This is a genomic window from Methylocaldum sp. GT1TLB, assembly GCF_051027445.1.
Lineage (GTDB): Bacteria > Pseudomonadota > Gammaproteobacteria > Methylococcales > Methylococcaceae > Methylocaldum.
On record NZ_CP194898.1, the window covers coordinates 1,056,827 to 1,071,365 of the forward strand.

At 58.0% G+C, this 14,539-nt stretch carries 13 protein-coding genes; 4 read left to right on the forward strand and 9 right to left on the reverse strand.

Annotated elements, in window-relative coordinates:
• Nucleotides 1–15 precede the first annotated feature (15 nt).
• The 5 genes from ACR2R1_RS04530 to ACR2R1_RS04550 all read right to left on the reverse strand — a co-directional run bounded on the left by ACR2R1_RS04530 (nucleotide 16) and on the right by ACR2R1_RS04550 (nucleotide 5,364).
• The gene (locus ACR2R1_RS04530) at nucleotides 16–1,584 is read right to left on the reverse strand and encodes a cytochrome ubiquinol oxidase subunit I (RefSeq protein WP_086133805.1); all 1,569 of its coding nucleotides are present in this window, start codon (nucleotides 1,582–1,584) and stop codon (nucleotides 16–18) included.
• Entirely contained in the window at nucleotides 1,584–1,787 is a 204-nt protein-coding gene (cydP, locus tag ACR2R1_RS04535) for a cytochrome oxidase putative small subunit CydP (protein WP_077731847.1), read from the reverse strand. Before cydP ends, ACR2R1_RS04530 begins: the two co-directional genes overlap by 1 nt.
• 532 nt (nucleotides 1,788–2,319) lie before the next feature.
• Nucleotides 2,320–3,051, reverse strand: coding sequence for a DUF2182 domain-containing protein (locus ACR2R1_RS04540; protein WP_166642438.1), 732 nt, complete (start codon nucleotides 3,049–3,051; stop codon nucleotides 2,320–2,322).
• A 45-nt stretch (nucleotides 3,052–3,096) separates the two neighbouring features.
• Entirely contained in the window at nucleotides 3,097–3,705 is a 609-nt protein-coding gene (locus tag ACR2R1_RS04545; protein WP_086133797.1) for a DUF1326 domain-containing protein, read from the reverse strand.
• Nucleotides 3,706–3,771: 66 nt separating this feature from the next.
• Entirely contained in the window at nucleotides 3,772–5,364 is a 1,593-nt protein-coding gene (locus ACR2R1_RS04550; protein ID WP_210024180.1) for a sigma 54-interacting transcriptional regulator, read from the reverse strand.
• A gap of 252 nt (nucleotides 5,365–5,616) precedes the next feature.
• Here ACR2R1_RS04550 and ACR2R1_RS04555 point away from each other — a divergent pair, with 252 nt between their 5' ends.
• The 3 genes from ACR2R1_RS04555 (at nucleotide 5,617) to ACR2R1_RS04565 (ending at nucleotide 7,398) form a co-directional block, all read left to right on the forward strand.
• Nucleotides 5,617–6,267, forward strand: coding sequence for a DUF938 domain-containing protein (locus ACR2R1_RS04555; RefSeq protein ID WP_077731851.1), 651 nt, complete (start codon nucleotides 5,617–5,619; stop codon nucleotides 6,265–6,267).
• Nucleotides 6,268–6,289: 22 nt separating this feature from the next.
• A complete protein-coding gene (locus ACR2R1_RS04560; protein WP_156881286.1) occupies nucleotides 6,290–7,021 on the forward strand; it encodes an SDR family NAD(P)-dependent oxidoreductase in 732 nt (243 codons plus the stop codon).
• A 212-nt stretch (nucleotides 7,022–7,233) separates the two neighbouring features.
• Entirely contained in the window at nucleotides 7,234–7,398 is a 165-nt protein-coding gene (locus ACR2R1_RS04565) for a hypothetical protein (protein ID WP_166642439.1), read from the forward strand.
• 32 nt (nucleotides 7,399–7,430) lie between these two features.
• On the opposite strand, the gene ACR2R1_RS04570 is transcribed toward ACR2R1_RS04565, so the two are convergent.
• Nucleotides 7,431–8,273, reverse strand: coding sequence for a class I SAM-dependent methyltransferase (locus ACR2R1_RS04570; RefSeq protein ID WP_434112854.1), 843 nt, complete (start codon nucleotides 8,271–8,273; stop codon nucleotides 7,431–7,433).
• A gap of 233 nt (nucleotides 8,274–8,506) precedes the next feature.
• Here ACR2R1_RS04570 and ACR2R1_RS04575 point away from each other — a divergent pair, with 233 nt between their 5' ends.
• Entirely contained in the window at nucleotides 8,507–10,168 is a 1,662-nt protein-coding gene (locus tag ACR2R1_RS04575) for a hypothetical protein (protein ID WP_156881285.1), read from the forward strand.
• 51 nt (nucleotides 10,169–10,219) lie between these two features.
• Here the strand turns inward: ACR2R1_RS04575 and ACR2R1_RS04580 are convergent, their stop codons facing one another.
• The 3 genes from ACR2R1_RS04580 to ACR2R1_RS04590 form a co-directional block, all read right to left on the reverse strand.
• On the reverse strand, nucleotides 10,220–10,672 hold the full coding sequence (locus ACR2R1_RS04580; protein ID WP_077731854.1) for a YaiI/YqxD family protein: 453 nt from the start codon (nucleotides 10,670–10,672) through the stop codon (nucleotides 10,220–10,222).
• A gap of 313 nt (nucleotides 10,673–10,985) precedes the next feature.
• Nucleotides 10,986–12,641 (reverse strand): peroxidase family protein, encoded by a 1,656-nt coding sequence (locus tag ACR2R1_RS04585; RefSeq protein WP_434112858.1) that lies wholly within the window; start codon nucleotides 12,639–12,641, stop codon nucleotides 10,986–10,988.
• 354 nt (nucleotides 12,642–12,995) lie between these two features.
• Nucleotides 12,996–14,510: an FAD-dependent oxidoreductase gene (locus ACR2R1_RS04590; RefSeq protein ID WP_434112860.1), complete on the reverse strand. Its 1,515-nt coding sequence runs from the start codon at nucleotides 14,508–14,510 to the stop codon at nucleotides 12,996–12,998.
• Between the last annotated feature and the right edge of the window lie 29 nt (nucleotides 14,511–14,539).

Here is a 14,539-nt window from a genome sequence, read left to right on the forward strand (position 1 = left end):
GTTTTTCTCCCGGTATTACGGCACTGAAGCCGCCGGATTCGTCTCGAAGTGATACTTCCCGGTATGCAGACTGCTCGGCCCCAGACGCACGTACTTGATCATGAGGAACATCTCGATGATCAGCAGAGCGGTATAGAAGAACACGAATCCGCCGATGCTGAACCAGAGCTGGTCGGAACTGATGTTGGACGCGGACAGATGGGTCGGCAGCACGCCCGAGATGGTCCAGGGCTGACGGCCGTATTCCGCCACGAACCAGCCGGCCTCCGAAGCGATCCACGGCAGCGGGATGCACCAGGTGGCGAGCCTGAGCAGCCATTTCTTTTGGTCGGCTACGCGCGTCGCGCAGAAATAGAAGGCCATGGCGAACACGAACAGCATGGTGAACCCGGCCGCGACCATCAGGCGGAAAGTCCAGAACAAGGGAGCCACCCGCGGAATCGTGTCGTTGGCCGCCTGTTGAATCATCTCCTCGGAAGCGCTGGCCGGATCGGCGGTGTACTTCTTCAGCAACAGGCCATACCCGAGGTCGGTGACGTGCTGGTCGAACAAAGTCTTGGTCGGCTCGCTCTTGTCCCCTGCCCGAATTTTCTGCAACTGACCGTAGGCGATCATGCCGCTTCGGATGCGCTTGGCGCTCTCGGCCCGGAGGTCCTTTAAGCCCTTGACATCCTCGTCGACGGAGCGCGTGGCGATGAGTCCCAGTACGTAGGGCACCTTGATGGCGAAATGGGTCTTTTCCGCTTCCTGGTCCGGGAATCCGATTATGGTGAAACTGGCCGGCGGCTCGTGGGTGTCCCATTCCGCTTCGATGGCCGCGAGCTTGATCTTCTGTACCTCGCCCGAGGTATAACCGCTTTCGTCGCCGAGAACGATCACCGACAGCACCGAAGCCAAACCGAACGCTGCCGCGATGGAGAACGAACGGCGGGCGAAGCCGAGATCGCGCCGCCGGATCAGGTACCAGGCGCTGATGCCCAGCACGAACATGGAACCGGTGACATACCCAGCGGCAACGGTATGCACGAACTTGACCTGCGCCACCGGATTGAAGAACACGTCCGCGAACGACGCCATCTCCATGCGCAGGGTCTCGTAGTTGAACGCGGACCCGACCGGGTACTGCATCCAGCCGTTGGCGATGAGAATCCACAAGGCCGAGAAGCTGGTTCCGAAGGCGACCAGCCAGGTGACCGCCAGGTGCTGAACCTTGGTCAGTCTGTCCCAGCCGAAGAAAAACAGGCCCACCAAAGTGGATTCCAGGAAGAAGGCCATCCAGCCTTCGCTGGCGAGGATAGGGCCGAAGATGTCGCCGACGTAGTGGGAATAATAGGCCCAGTTGGTTCCGAACTGGAATTCCAGGGTGATGCCGGTGGTCACGCCCATCGCGAAGTTGATGGCGAACAGCTTGCCCCAAAACTTCGTCATGTCTTTATAGACTACCTTCCCGGTCATCACGTACACCGACTCCATGATGGCCAGAATGAAGGCCAGCCCCAGGGTCAGGGGCACGAACAGAAAGTGATACATGGCCGTGAGGCCGAATTGCAGCCTCGACAGGTTGACGATTTCTTCACCGGATATCATTTGATGCTCTCCTGGCGGACAAGAGGCGTGCGGTCTGATGAAAACAGATCCGCGACGGCGGGTTTCGGGACGTTTGGATCATGCCGGAAGAACGCGAACCACAAGACACTCAGCAGGACAATCTTGAGGACCAGAGCCAAGGCAATTTCCCACCGGAAATGGTCGCGTCCCTTTGAGAAATCTGAAGTGACGTTATTCATATCGAGTTTCCGGATGTTATTAATTCGTGGGCCACGGCGCTGCGTTACCCATTGTTATCCGGTCTCACGAAAGAAAAAGCCGTCCCTGGCCAGGGGGGGAAACGCCGTTCTTTAGGGTTGGTCCCGCATGCTCGCTGATGACGGCGGATGCAGCCCGTCATCGTTTCCGGAGGGATTAGCCCTATATCACAGTTTGCTAATGTATTAACAAGCTCCGTGCCAAGCCGTATAACCCTTCCCTAGCAGGCCAGGAATCGGCTGCACCGCGATTTCGACGTTTCACCTGAAACGGCATTGAAACGGCGCGGTATATCCTGAAACAAAATGAAACTTAAAATACATCCGAGCGCTGGCAGCCCTCGTCAAGGCAAGACCTTGCCCTTGCGCCGCTGCAAAGTTCAATTCGGTACAGGCGACGGGGGGCCGGCAAAAAACTTCGGTCGACAGAAGACGGAGCTCGAAACTCGTCCGATGGAGAACCTTGGGTGAAACCTGAGTCCCGATCCCCGCGTCTCAGGCGTAGTCCTTCGCGTCACAGCCACTGCACGCAACCCCAGGCAATCAACCCGAAGCCGATCAGTTTTCGTGTGCTTTCCCCTGCGCCGGGAACGTAGCGCTCCGCCAAGATCGCAAGGGTAATCAATCCCATCCACAGGACGTTCATGATGCCCACGGCGAACATCACCAGCATCTCCGCCCAACAGCAGCCCACGCAATAAAGACCGTGATGCAAGCCCAGTCGCAATCCGCCGCGCCAGCCGGGCCGTCCATGACTGAGAAGAAATCCCATGGGTGCGCGGCAGTGGCTCAGACAAGCCGTTTTCCATGGCGTGAATTGATAAAGGCCGCTCATAATCAGAATGGACCCGGACACCATGGAGCTGCGGCTATCCATCATCGGGGTCAGCCATCTCAAGCCGTGGAACTGCCACTGAAGCAAAGTGGCGATGATCCCGAACCCTACCCACAGCACGAAATAACCCAGTAGAAATGTCGGCAGATTAATCCGCGTTTCCGCCCGTCGCCCTCGGTCGATACGCACGATCAGCATCGTCATGGGCGCAACCACCGGCAGCATCATGGCCAGCATCATGATCAGCCACATCGACGCGGTCAGCCCGAAATCGGTCAAAGACCAACGCCAGGTACCGGTCGGCGGCATCCACATCCGGTCCATGGGCAAGCTGTTCATCGCCACTTGCTGCTGATAGAGCGCCCACCACGCGGCGATCGTGGCGGCGCCCAGTCCCGCGGCAATCAGCAAGCCCTGGATCGTACTCTTAGAAATTCTCGCCGAAACGGCCATGGCCTAGGAGTGATATACGAAAGGGGAGAAATAGCCGTTGCGCCCGGAAAACTCCCAATCGAAGCCATAATCCCGATAACGGTAAGACTCCGACTTTGCCACCACGGAAGGGTGAGACGGCACCACGCACAGAGGCGGATTGGCAATCGTGGCCTCGCCGCCGGCTATGCCGTCGATGGCGCGGATACTCACTTCCGCGAGATCGGACATCAGAAGACGCCGCTCCTTGCCGAGAGCCTCGTAGGTCATGGGCACGTGCTTCACACCGAGTACCTGGCCGACGAACCCCGCCAGTACGGCTGGATGTCCGCCGGACTGGCCGGAAAAGATTCGGACCAGAGCGTCCGACTGGGCACTATCCGCCCGTTCATCGAGATAAAGCGCCGCCTGCCAGTTGCCCTCCTTCATGTGTCCCGGCGCATAACACGCCAAAACCACATTGAGCCCGTCCAGCGTAACGCCTTCCGAACGACCTTTATCGATATGCCAGGCGACGAGCAGCTTGCAATCTCCTTCGCTAGGGGGATTGAACCACACGCACGGGCAGGCCGTTTCGCAGTTGCACGCTTCGAAATAGTTGCCTTCCAGATGCCAGGAATTGGATGTACTCATAAGTCGACTCCGTTAGATATGCTCGATGAATCGGCGTTTTTGGATAAATTCCGGTCTAAAACCGGGTTATCGATCCTTGGCTGTCTTGGACCTTTGAGGGCGAAACAGCGACGGATCGATGTCGAGCTCGCTCAGTTTCAGATATACCGCGCGCGGCGTCAGCTCCATCCATTCCGCCACCTGGTTGACGTCGCCCTGAAAACGCTTCAGCGCTTGCTCGAGGTATTCGCGTTCCGCTCGGTCCAAGACGTGTTTACGGATTGCCTTCCAGCCGCTTTCCAAAGGAGCGGCGCGATTCGGCCCGAGTTCGGCGTCTTTAATGAAGTTACCTTGAGTGAACAGCACCGCCCGTTCCAGGACGTTTTCCAGCTCTCGAACGTTGCCGGGCCACGAGTATGCCCGTAGCCTGTCCATGAGTTCGGCCGTCACGCCATGGATTTGCTTCCGGTAGCGAACGGCCAGACGCTTCAAGATCAGGTCGACCAGATGAGGGATGTCTTCCGGTCGTTCGGAGAGCGGCGGGATCTCCAATTTCACGACGTTGATACGGTAGTACAGATCCTTGCGGAAACTCCCGTCGGCTACTGCCTTTTCCAAATCGCAGTTTGTGGCGGCAATGATCCGCGTGTCGACACTCAAAGTGCGGTGCCCCCCTACCCGCTCCAACTCGCCCTCCTGCAATACCCGGAGCAGCTTGGTCTGCACCGCCGGCGTCAGTGAATCCACCTCGTCCAAGAACAAGGTTCCGCCATCGGCCCGCTCGAAATAACCCCGGTGAACCTCGATGGCACCCGTAAATGCCCCCTTCTCGTGGCCGAACAGCACGCTCTCCACCAAACCTTCCGGAATCGCCCCGCAGTTCACGGCGATGAAGGGTTTTTCGCTGCGCTCGCTCATGGCATGGATAGCACGCGCGACCAACTCCTTGCCTACCCCCGTCTCGCCGCGGATCAACACCGTGGCCGGGGTAGGCGCCACGATTTCGATCGCTCGCAATACCTGCTGCATGGCGGGCGACTGTGCCACGATGACCGGCCGTTCGACGCCCGGGAGCGTGGGACAGCGGCCGCTCATTTGGCACCATATCCGATGCATACGCTCTTCGATGCGGGCTTGTAAGTCGCCGGCAAGCGTCTGATCCGGCTTAGACTCCGGTTGGTTTCGATATTCGACCCCCGACAACCCTGCGGCGGTCTCGGGATTCAGATAGACCCCCACTTGACAGCCGTCATGGCCGAGCGCGATACGCCGCTCCAGCACGACCTTGGCGTAGCCGAAGTTGCGCGCCGCGATGGCGCCGAACACGCTGGACGTCATTCGGCACAATTCCGGTGAGTTCTTCACCCCCTCGCCGAACGGGCAGCAACTGCTGGCCACACGAATGCACTCGGCATCGCTGGAAACCAATGAAAAATGGCCGCCGATCTTATTCTTGAGTCCAATGATCAAGTCCGCGTAGCGCTCTCGATCGAGAGCCTCATCGAGGCCGTATTCGGCGCGGAACGTCTCCTCGAAAAACCGGCCCGCGCTACGGGCGATTCGCTCGATGATCTGCTCCGCCTGCGCCGTGCCCGCCTCCTCGCACAGATCCATCAGTTCGATGACGAAGGTCTGGAGAAATCCAATCGGCGTCAATTGCGAAAAGCTTGCCTGGTTCATAAAGGGCGCTCGTGCTACATCATGGACTTAATAGCCTAAACCTGATTTTCGAATTAAGAAATCATTTTTCATCAACTGAAATAACATTTCATAAACATATCGAATAGCTATTTACTACAATACTGATTTTATTGGCTTTTTTCGTTAAATAATCCTGGCATACAAGCTGCTGCAAAAGCACGTCCCACTTTAGGACACTGGCGCAATCTGATTACAACATTACAAAAAGAACATTCCACGAGGATAACTTTTATGTCTCAAGAAAGACCGCCGCTCGATCCGCATCCCTTAAGTCCGTATGTTTCCTGGGCGGGACACCGCAACCGCGATCCGATCCTGGAGGTTTTCAAGCAGAAATTCCCGTCGACACCGGGCAACGTCCTGGAGTTCGCCAGCGGGAGCGGCATGCACATCAACTATTTCGCGCCATATTTCCCGCATCTGACGTTCCATCCGACCGACCTGAACGAGCACGCCCTGGAAAACATCATGCGGGTTACCTGGGAAAACCGAGTGCAGAACGTCGCACGGCCGAGCCAGCTCGATCTGACGCGCGATGAGACCTGGCCGAACCCGGACGAGCGGCGCTTCGACGTCATTTTTGTCATCAATATCTTCCAGGTGGCTCCGATTTCCGTCGCGGACGGCATGATGAAGTGCGCCTCGCAATTGCTGAACGAGGACGGCTTTCTGTTTGTCTACGGTCCCTTCAAGGACCACGGCCGATACACCACCGCATCGAATCATGAGTTCGATCAGATGATCCACTCAGCCGGGGTTTCCGAGTGGGGCCTGAAGGACATCGCCGATTTGGAAAAAGCGGCGAGCGCTTATGCCCTGGGGTTGAGCGAGAAGATAGATATGCCGGCCAATAATTTCGGCTTGATCTTTAGCCGAAGTTAGCGAACCGAACGGGTACCATGATATGAACGACCATAAAGCTGTCGTCATCGGGGTTGGGCCTAGCAAGGGTTTCGGGGCCGCCCTCGCCCGCCGCTTCGCGCGCGAGGGGCTCAGGGTTTATGTCGGAGGCCGCACTGCCGAAAAACTGGAGCGCGTCGCCGGGGAAATCCGAATGGCCGGCGGCCGGGCGGTTCCCGTCGTAACCGACGCCACCGTCGAAGGCGACGTCATATCCTTGTTCGAAACGGTTTCGGGCGATCCCGGCGAGCTGGACATTGTCGCCTGCAACGTGGACAGCAATCGCCGGGCACCGCTGCTCGAAACCAGCGGCGACATGTTCAGACAGCTTTGGCTGCAGAACGCCTACGCCGCATTTCTGGTGGGACGGGAAGCCGCGCGGCTGATGGCTGATCAAAGGCACGGGACCTTGTTCTTCACGGGCGCCAGCGCTTCGCTACGCGCCCGTCCTCCGTTCACCGCCTTCGCCGCGGCAAAAAGCGCTCTACGGGCGCTGGCTCAGGGCATGGCCAGGGAGTTCGGACCGCAGGGCATCCACGTGGTGCATGCCATCATCGACGGCGTCATTGACGGCGAGCGGGCCCGAAACGCATTTCCCGAATTCGTCGCCCAAAAAGGCGCCGACGGACTCCTCGATCTCGACGCGATTGCCGATACCTACTGGCAGTTGCACAATCAGCACCGAAGCGCCTGGACGCACGAATTGGACCTGCGCCCGTTCAAGGAGCCGTTTTGATCTCGTTTCCTTTGCCTCTAAATGGAGAGGGCTCCGTTTGCGGAAACATAAATGTCGGGAAAGGATTCCCGACCTACTGGACAACACAAGTTCGTAGGTCGGCCATCCTTTGCCGACGCCCGTTTCCACGCTTCTTTTCATCGAGCGGCTACCCCGGCCATTCCAAGCGGTCTAACATGCGGACAGTCCGCGATTTTCGGAGACTCGCCGCCATGGATACCTATCTTTTGACATTGGGAGCGCTGCTCGTCGCCGTGCTCAGCGCATTCTTCGTCGGGGCCATCCCCTACCCTTACGGCTGGCTGATCTTGACCGCACTGCTCATAGCCCGGTGGCTGCAACTCAAGCAAAGCGATGATCGAACCCGGCGACGTTAGCGTCTGATTCGGGTAGCCGTCCGTCCGAACGCCTATTTGGTGAACTTGAGAGTCATCCGGTCGCTCTCCCCGATCGCAAGGTAGCGTGCCCGATCTTTTTCGCCCATCCGCAAGGTCGGCGGCAGAGTCCATACGCCTTCCGGATGATCTTTGCCGTCTTTGGGATTGGCGTTGATTTCCGATTTGTCGGCCAGCTTGAAACCGGCTTTTTCGGCCAAAGCAATCACATAATCCTCGGTCACATAGCCGCTTTTCTTCATATCCTCGAGCGAAGTGCCGGGCTTCGCGCGATGTTCGACCACGCCCAGCGTACCGCCGGGTTTCAAAACCCGGTACATGGCTTTGAACATCTCGTCCGCCGTACCGTCCGCCATCCAGTTGTGCACGTTCCGGAAGGTCAACACCAGATCGGCCGTGCCCGGCGGTGCAAAATCGGCATCCTTCGGATTCTGCATCGAAGTCGGCACAACCCGGTCGTAGACGTCCGGGCGCACCTTGAGCTTGGCTTCGTATGCTTTCTGTATCTTGACGGCGTAATCGGGCATGCCCGGCCGAACCGGGCCGAAGCCGGCCGCGTAGAGCTTTCCCTCGTCACGCAGGACAGGAGCCAGAATCTCCGTATACCAGCCGCGTCCGGGCGATATTTCGACTACCGTCATATCCGGCCGCAGTCCGAAAAATTGCAGGGTTTCCTTGGGATGCCTGTATTTGTCCCGCTCACGATTTCCGGGGTCCCGGTGATCGCCTTGAAGCGCCCGATCCAGCGATTGGTCGAGCGTAGCGCTCTCCGCCAACTCCGGCGCCGAGACGATTCCGCTGATCAGCGCACCGAACAAAAGGGTCTTGAACATCTGTGCCAAGGAATGCAATTTCATGCTGGTCTCCATGCTTTTCGGGAATAATGTGACGTTCTCTTTTGCTTCCGGCGCAGAAGCAACCGCGCCGTATCCGTATTCACCCGCCCGGTTCTATCAAAATCGCCAGCCGAGGTAAACCAAGCCCCTGAAGGAGACGATCGTTCCGAACTGACTTGCAACCAAAAAGCTCGGACCGCTCGATCGCTTGTTCTACAATCGTTTGGAATATTCAACCAAGGAGAGAGATTCCCATGCATTGGAGAGAATGGCTAGACCGCAACGTTCTCGACCTCGGCCGCCAAATGCGCCTGAGCTATCTTCCGCCCCTCATGGTCTACATGGCGGCCGGAATTTCCGGACTGACCGGCATCGTCGGCACCTTTTTCGTCAAGGAATATCTGGGCCTGTCCGCGGAGTTCCTGGCCGCCCTCAGCTTTTGGATGATGCTGCCCTGGACCTTGAAGATGCCGATGGGGCATCTGGTCGACTTGATCTGGCGCCACAAGTCCGGCCTCATCATTCTCGGTGCCGGGCTGATTTCCGCCAGCCTCTTGATCATGATCGGTCTGCTCGACAAACCGGACGCCATGCGCGAGCTTATGCCGATCGAAACCTGGTACGTTCTTTCCGCCCTGCTGGCGCCGGTCGGTTACGTATTGCAGGACACGGTGGCGGACGCCATGACCGTCGAGGCCGTCCCGCGGGTGGATCGTGAAGGCCGCCCGGTCGGCGAGGAACAGCTTCGCCTGGCCCACACCACCATGCAGACCCTGGGGCGAGTCGCGATCATCGGCGGCACCGTTCTGGTCGCCGCCGTCAACGTATACCTTTTCAGCGGCGTCGAAAACCTTGGCGAATTGGAGAAAGCGGCGGTTTATCTTCAGATTTACCGCCTGGCGCTGATCATTCCGGCCGTTTCCGTTCTTGGCGTGGCGTTGGCCGCCGCTTTGCGCTGGCGCGACGTACAGCGGCTAGCCGCCCAAGGCTTCGAGATGGACCAGATCGAGCGGTTCCTGGGAAGACCCATGGACGAATTGCCCGAGGCCAACTGGTGGATTCTGGGCGGCGGCCTGGTGTTCGTCCTGTTCTCGGCCAGCATGGGCTTGGCCGCCGTGCCACTCAACGAGGAAATCATCTTCGCGGGTTCTCTCGGCATCGTATTGTTCCTGATGCGGCAATTGACCCGAGACCTTCCCGATCGCGCGCGACACGAACTCTACGCCACGGCTATCGTGATTTTCGCATTCCGCGCGATCCCCACGACCGGCGCCGGTTCGACCTGGTGGATGATCGACGAGCTCGGTTTCGATCAACAGTTTCTATCTCAGCTTTCGCTGGTCGCCAGCGCATTGACGCTGTTCGGCATGTTCATCTTCCGCCGCTTCATGGCCGAGCGTCCGATCACCTATATCATTGCCTTCTTGACCATTGCCGGCGCCGTCCTTTTCTTGCCCAATATCGCGATGTTCTACGGATTTCACCATTGGACCGCCGCCCGCACCGGCGGCGTCGTCGATGCCCGGTTCATCGCCCTGATCGACACGGCGCTCGAGTCGCCCCTGGGCCAGATCGCGATGATCCCGATGCTCGCGTGGATCGCCAACTCGGCTCCGGAAAGGCTCAAGGCAACCTATTTCGCGGTCATGGCCGCCTTTACCAATCTGGCGCTATCGCTCTCGCAACTCGGCACCAAATATCTGAACCAGATATTCACCGTCACGCGCGAGGTCAGAAATGCCAGCACCGGAGCCGTAGAAATTCCAGCCGATTACAGCGAACTCGGCGCGCTGTTCATCACCGTCGCCATCGTCGGACTGGCGATGCCGATGGCGGCTATCTTCTTCGTCAAGCGCTCGCTGTTGGCGGAACCGAAACCCGAACCGGCCGCCGCGACCGGCTTCGAGCGCTATTGACGGGCTGAGGCACGGCGATCGAATAGGGTCACGGTGGACGTGAAGCTCTGGTCAGTTCCTGCCTTGTCGGGATAAGAAACGATCCAGCTGATTCGCGAACGCCTGGCGGTCGCCCTGGCTCAACGACGAGGGGCCACCCATTTCGACCCCGCTATTGCGCAGCTCCGTCATGAAGTTTCGCAACGTCAGTTGTTCGCGGATATTGTCTTTCGTGTAGAACTGCCCCCTCGGGTTGAGCGCATAACCACCCTTCTCGACGACTTCGGCGGCTAACGGGATATCCGCGGTAACCGCGAGATCGCCGGGCTGAATTGCCTGAACGATTTTGTTGTCGGCCACATCGAACCCGGCGGGCACCTGAATGGCCTGGATATAACGCGACGGCGGCGTTCGAAGGGGCTGGTTAGCGACGAGAGTCAGCGAAATTTGCCGTTTTTCCGCCGCACGATAGAGAATCTCTTTGATGACGTTCGGACAGGCATCGGCATCGACCCAGATTTGCATGACAAGTTTCTTGACTGGTTAAGGCTGCACCAAGTAAATCCATCCGCCACAGCCACCGGTGAATCATCGAATTGAGCTATCCTGCCCATCTTCAATCCATGCCCGTGGTTCAGCCGATTGTAATACGAATGGTACCAAAGGACGCTTATACCGTCGTTTGGCGCGAGCGGAACGTTCGCAGATTGTCCCGGTGATAGGCACGGAGTGCCACAATTAAGTCAACCGTCAGTGCCATCATTGCTCTTTCACGGTGACATCGACCGAACCGCGATAAGCCTCCGCCTAATCGCCATCGGGTACTCTGGCCCCTGCCTCAGCGATCGTGATTCGGTGCAAAAAACACGTTTTTCTGAATCTTCCGTATCGACGTATTGCGGCGAATGAGGTCGGACAAGCGCGTTTGGCGCACCATAGCGAGATCCTTCCCCTTCAGGGTCCGCGTATACCAGTAGCGATCTCCGGAACGAGTGCGGTGGAACTGATCCATCAGTATGGCTCTCAGCGTTTCGCCCAACATCGTGCCGGGCATGTCGTCCTCGCAGAGAAGACCCACGAACATATCGATGTCGTCGACGTTGCCGTAAAGGCGCTCCAAGCTCGTTGCCATAGCCCGATCCGAGGTGATCTCGGAGAAACTGGATCTGCGGGGTAAGCCAAGATCCGCACGCGCGGTATTGAAATCGGGCAATCCCATGTCACGGCCGCGCTGGATATTGAACGCAACCAGATCCAACCCGCCGGCCTCCGGCGCACCGAACAGAAAATTGCGAACATCATCAACGATTTTTTCATCCAGCTCCTGCATGCGCTGCACCGCCACACCGCGGATGAGAGGATCGATGCCACGGCCGGCCAGCATGGGAGGCGTGGCCTCGAAGAATGCTTCCCGCAATGAAAGCGCGCCCTCCCTGATCGGCGAGCCGTCTTCGTTGAGACGCAAAATTGACGGGCTGAGCATGGTATGCCCGAGCCGAAAGGCGGCTGTCGAAAAAAGCGAGCTGAGCCCCGGATTGATCTCGGCATCGTAACTCGATCTCATATGAAGACCGCCTCGCCCCAAAAGCGCCGGCAGATATTCCTCGTACGTAACATGCTGAATTTCGGCGATGACGATTTCCCTGGCGCGCTGATACAGTTCTTCGTCGTCGAGATCCGGATTTGCCTCGCGAATTCGGTCGACCTGGTAATTGTGTTCGCGCATGAACAGCGTATGCATGGCCGCAAGCGTGGGCTGCTCGTTGGCCCGGATGTCGCCCGCGACGAATAGAGCCGACGAAAAATTCGGTTGCTCGGGCGAACCCGCATTGGGTTGGGTCCCGTCGTTGTACGGGAGCAGATTGCCGGACGAACCTTTCAGATACGGCCCGGTCCGAAGCCAGCGGGCACGAGCCTCGTCGGACCCGTAAATCATGGAGCCGTCGATGTAAGCGGTAATTTCATTGATCTGCTCGCGCGGGTTGCCGGTGCTCGTCCCGGTGGCCGGATCGAAGATGGCGCGCGAGAAAGGCATCGTCTTTGTGCCTGTTCCCCGTGGATCGAAAAACGGATCTCCCGCTGGAATCTTGATCGGAAAGCTTTCGGCCGTTCCTTGGGTGAGTCCCATATCGTGGTCCAAAAATTGCCCCCAGGTCCACATGAAATCGCTCTGGCGGCCTTTCGCGGGAATCAGATCGTCATTTTGGGCGAAAACGGCATTGCTGATTTCGCGGGGACTCGGACGCGAGGCCCCAGCCGGCAAGGAAATGCCGTCCGCATAGTGAGCTCCGCTCGCGCTGCGCAGCAGGTAAGCACCGGCCATACCCCATGTCGGATGGGCGATGTTATTTCCGTAACCGTCGATGCTTCGGTAGTCCTTTGCATGAACGGCTCCCAACACGGAATAAACGGTTAGCGCCACCGCAGTCCAAAGCGCGGTGCCACCTCTTTCAGGAGTCTGCCGTAAATCGGCGGGGTGTTCGTCGGATTGCATAGCGTTTACGTCCCTGTGCGCTACTGTAAAAAGACGTTTTACCGGGCGTTAAGCATTTCTCCTAATGTCCAAATCCGTTTAATACGGCCACCGAGTCAAACCGGTCGCACGACGCCCGCGAGCGCACCTGCTCGACCGTTAATCAATGAACCGAGCCCTGACTAAAGATGCATCTCCGGAAAAACAAAAAGTATCGCGACTTGAACAAATAATTACTCAAATGCGACACGAAAAATAATCAGGATGATTACCGATCAAGAATTCTGGGACAACCGCCCAAGCTTAGCGGCGAATCCAGGGAAGTTTGCGACGATGTTTCACGGCTGAATTTTCTTTACCGTCTCCTGTGGCCGGTTACAACGATACAGGCTCGAGTTCCTTTCGCGTCGGCCCCGATATCACCTTTCCTTCGGCATCGAAGCGCGAGCCGTGGCAAGGACAATCCCATGACTTATCCGCTTTGTTCCAGTGAACGATACAGCCGAGATGCGTGCAAACGGCGGATACGGCGTGAATTCGGCCTTCCTCGTTTCGATACACGGCGGTTTTTTTGCCGTGGAGATCGATGATCTCTCCTTCCCCGGGCGCAACCGTCTCCACCGTTTTTCTATGACCGGACGCCAATTTGTCCCTTAGCCACATTTCCCCGACATGGACGTTCTCCTTCAGCAACTTTCCGCCCGATGCCTTGAGATTCACGCGTGTGGCCCGGTAGAGCTCCGCCCAGCGGTTATGGTTGCCGATAATCTCGTCGGAAATGATCGTAGCGGCCACCGTGCCGTTGGTTAAACCCCAGGCATTGAATCCGGTTGCCGTATAAAGGTGCTTCGAGCCGGGCGTGAGATGACCGATATAAGGCACTCGGTCGGCAGCGTCGTAATCCTGATTGATCCACTCGTATTCGATAGAGGTGACCTGAAAGCGGTTTTGGACGAACCACCTGAGCTCTCTCGACTTCTGCGCCGTGTCGGCGTGCCCCGTCCGATAGCCCTGTCCCGAAACGATCAGCAACGGCCCTTTATCCGTCGGATGGACGCGAACCGAATATTTGGGCTCTCCCACCGACAGAAACATGCCGTCGGGGACTTGCTCCGGGGCAACTCGAATCCCGACGACGACATGTTGTCTCGGAAACACTTTGGCGAAGAATCCGCCTTTATCCAGAATGGGAATATTGGTGGCGATGACCACGTCTCGCGCCTCGACTTTCCCTTTATCGGTCAGCACCCGGCACGGGGTACCCTCTTCGACGTCCAGCACTCGAGTATTCTCGAAAACCGCACAGCCGTCGCCGCTCACCGCCTGTGCGACCGACAGCAGGTATTTCCGAGGGTGGAAACGCGCCTGGTGATCGAAGCGTACCGCGCCGGCAATCGGAAAAGGCAAGGTCGTTTCGGTGACGAAATCGACCGGCAATCCAAGCTTCGCGGCAGCTTCCATCTCGGCTTCCAATGCCGGCACCTGCTCCTCCGACTCGGTAACGGTAAATGCCGACTGACGCTCGAAATCGCAGTCGCTGCCGAGTTGCGTCCGTATGGTGTCGACTATCTCGATCGCGGCTTGATTCGACTCGGCATAGGCGCGAGCGCCGTCTTCGCCGAAAGTTTTGATCAGATAGGAATAGATAAGACCGTGGAGCGAGGTCAATTTGGCGGTGGTTCGCCCCGTGACCTGCCCGACGATCTTCCGCGAGTCGATCACCGCCACGCTGCGCCCAGCCCGTTTCAGCAGAAGCGCCGTGGTAAGGCCCACGATACCGGCACCGACAACGGCTACATCGACGGAAAGATCGCCCGGAAGTTCCGGATAGCCCGTTTCCGGCGTGGAATCGATCCAGTACGAGACATGTTTGGTGGGAATATCGGCCATCCTAGCCTCCGTTTAGTCCTTAGGTATCC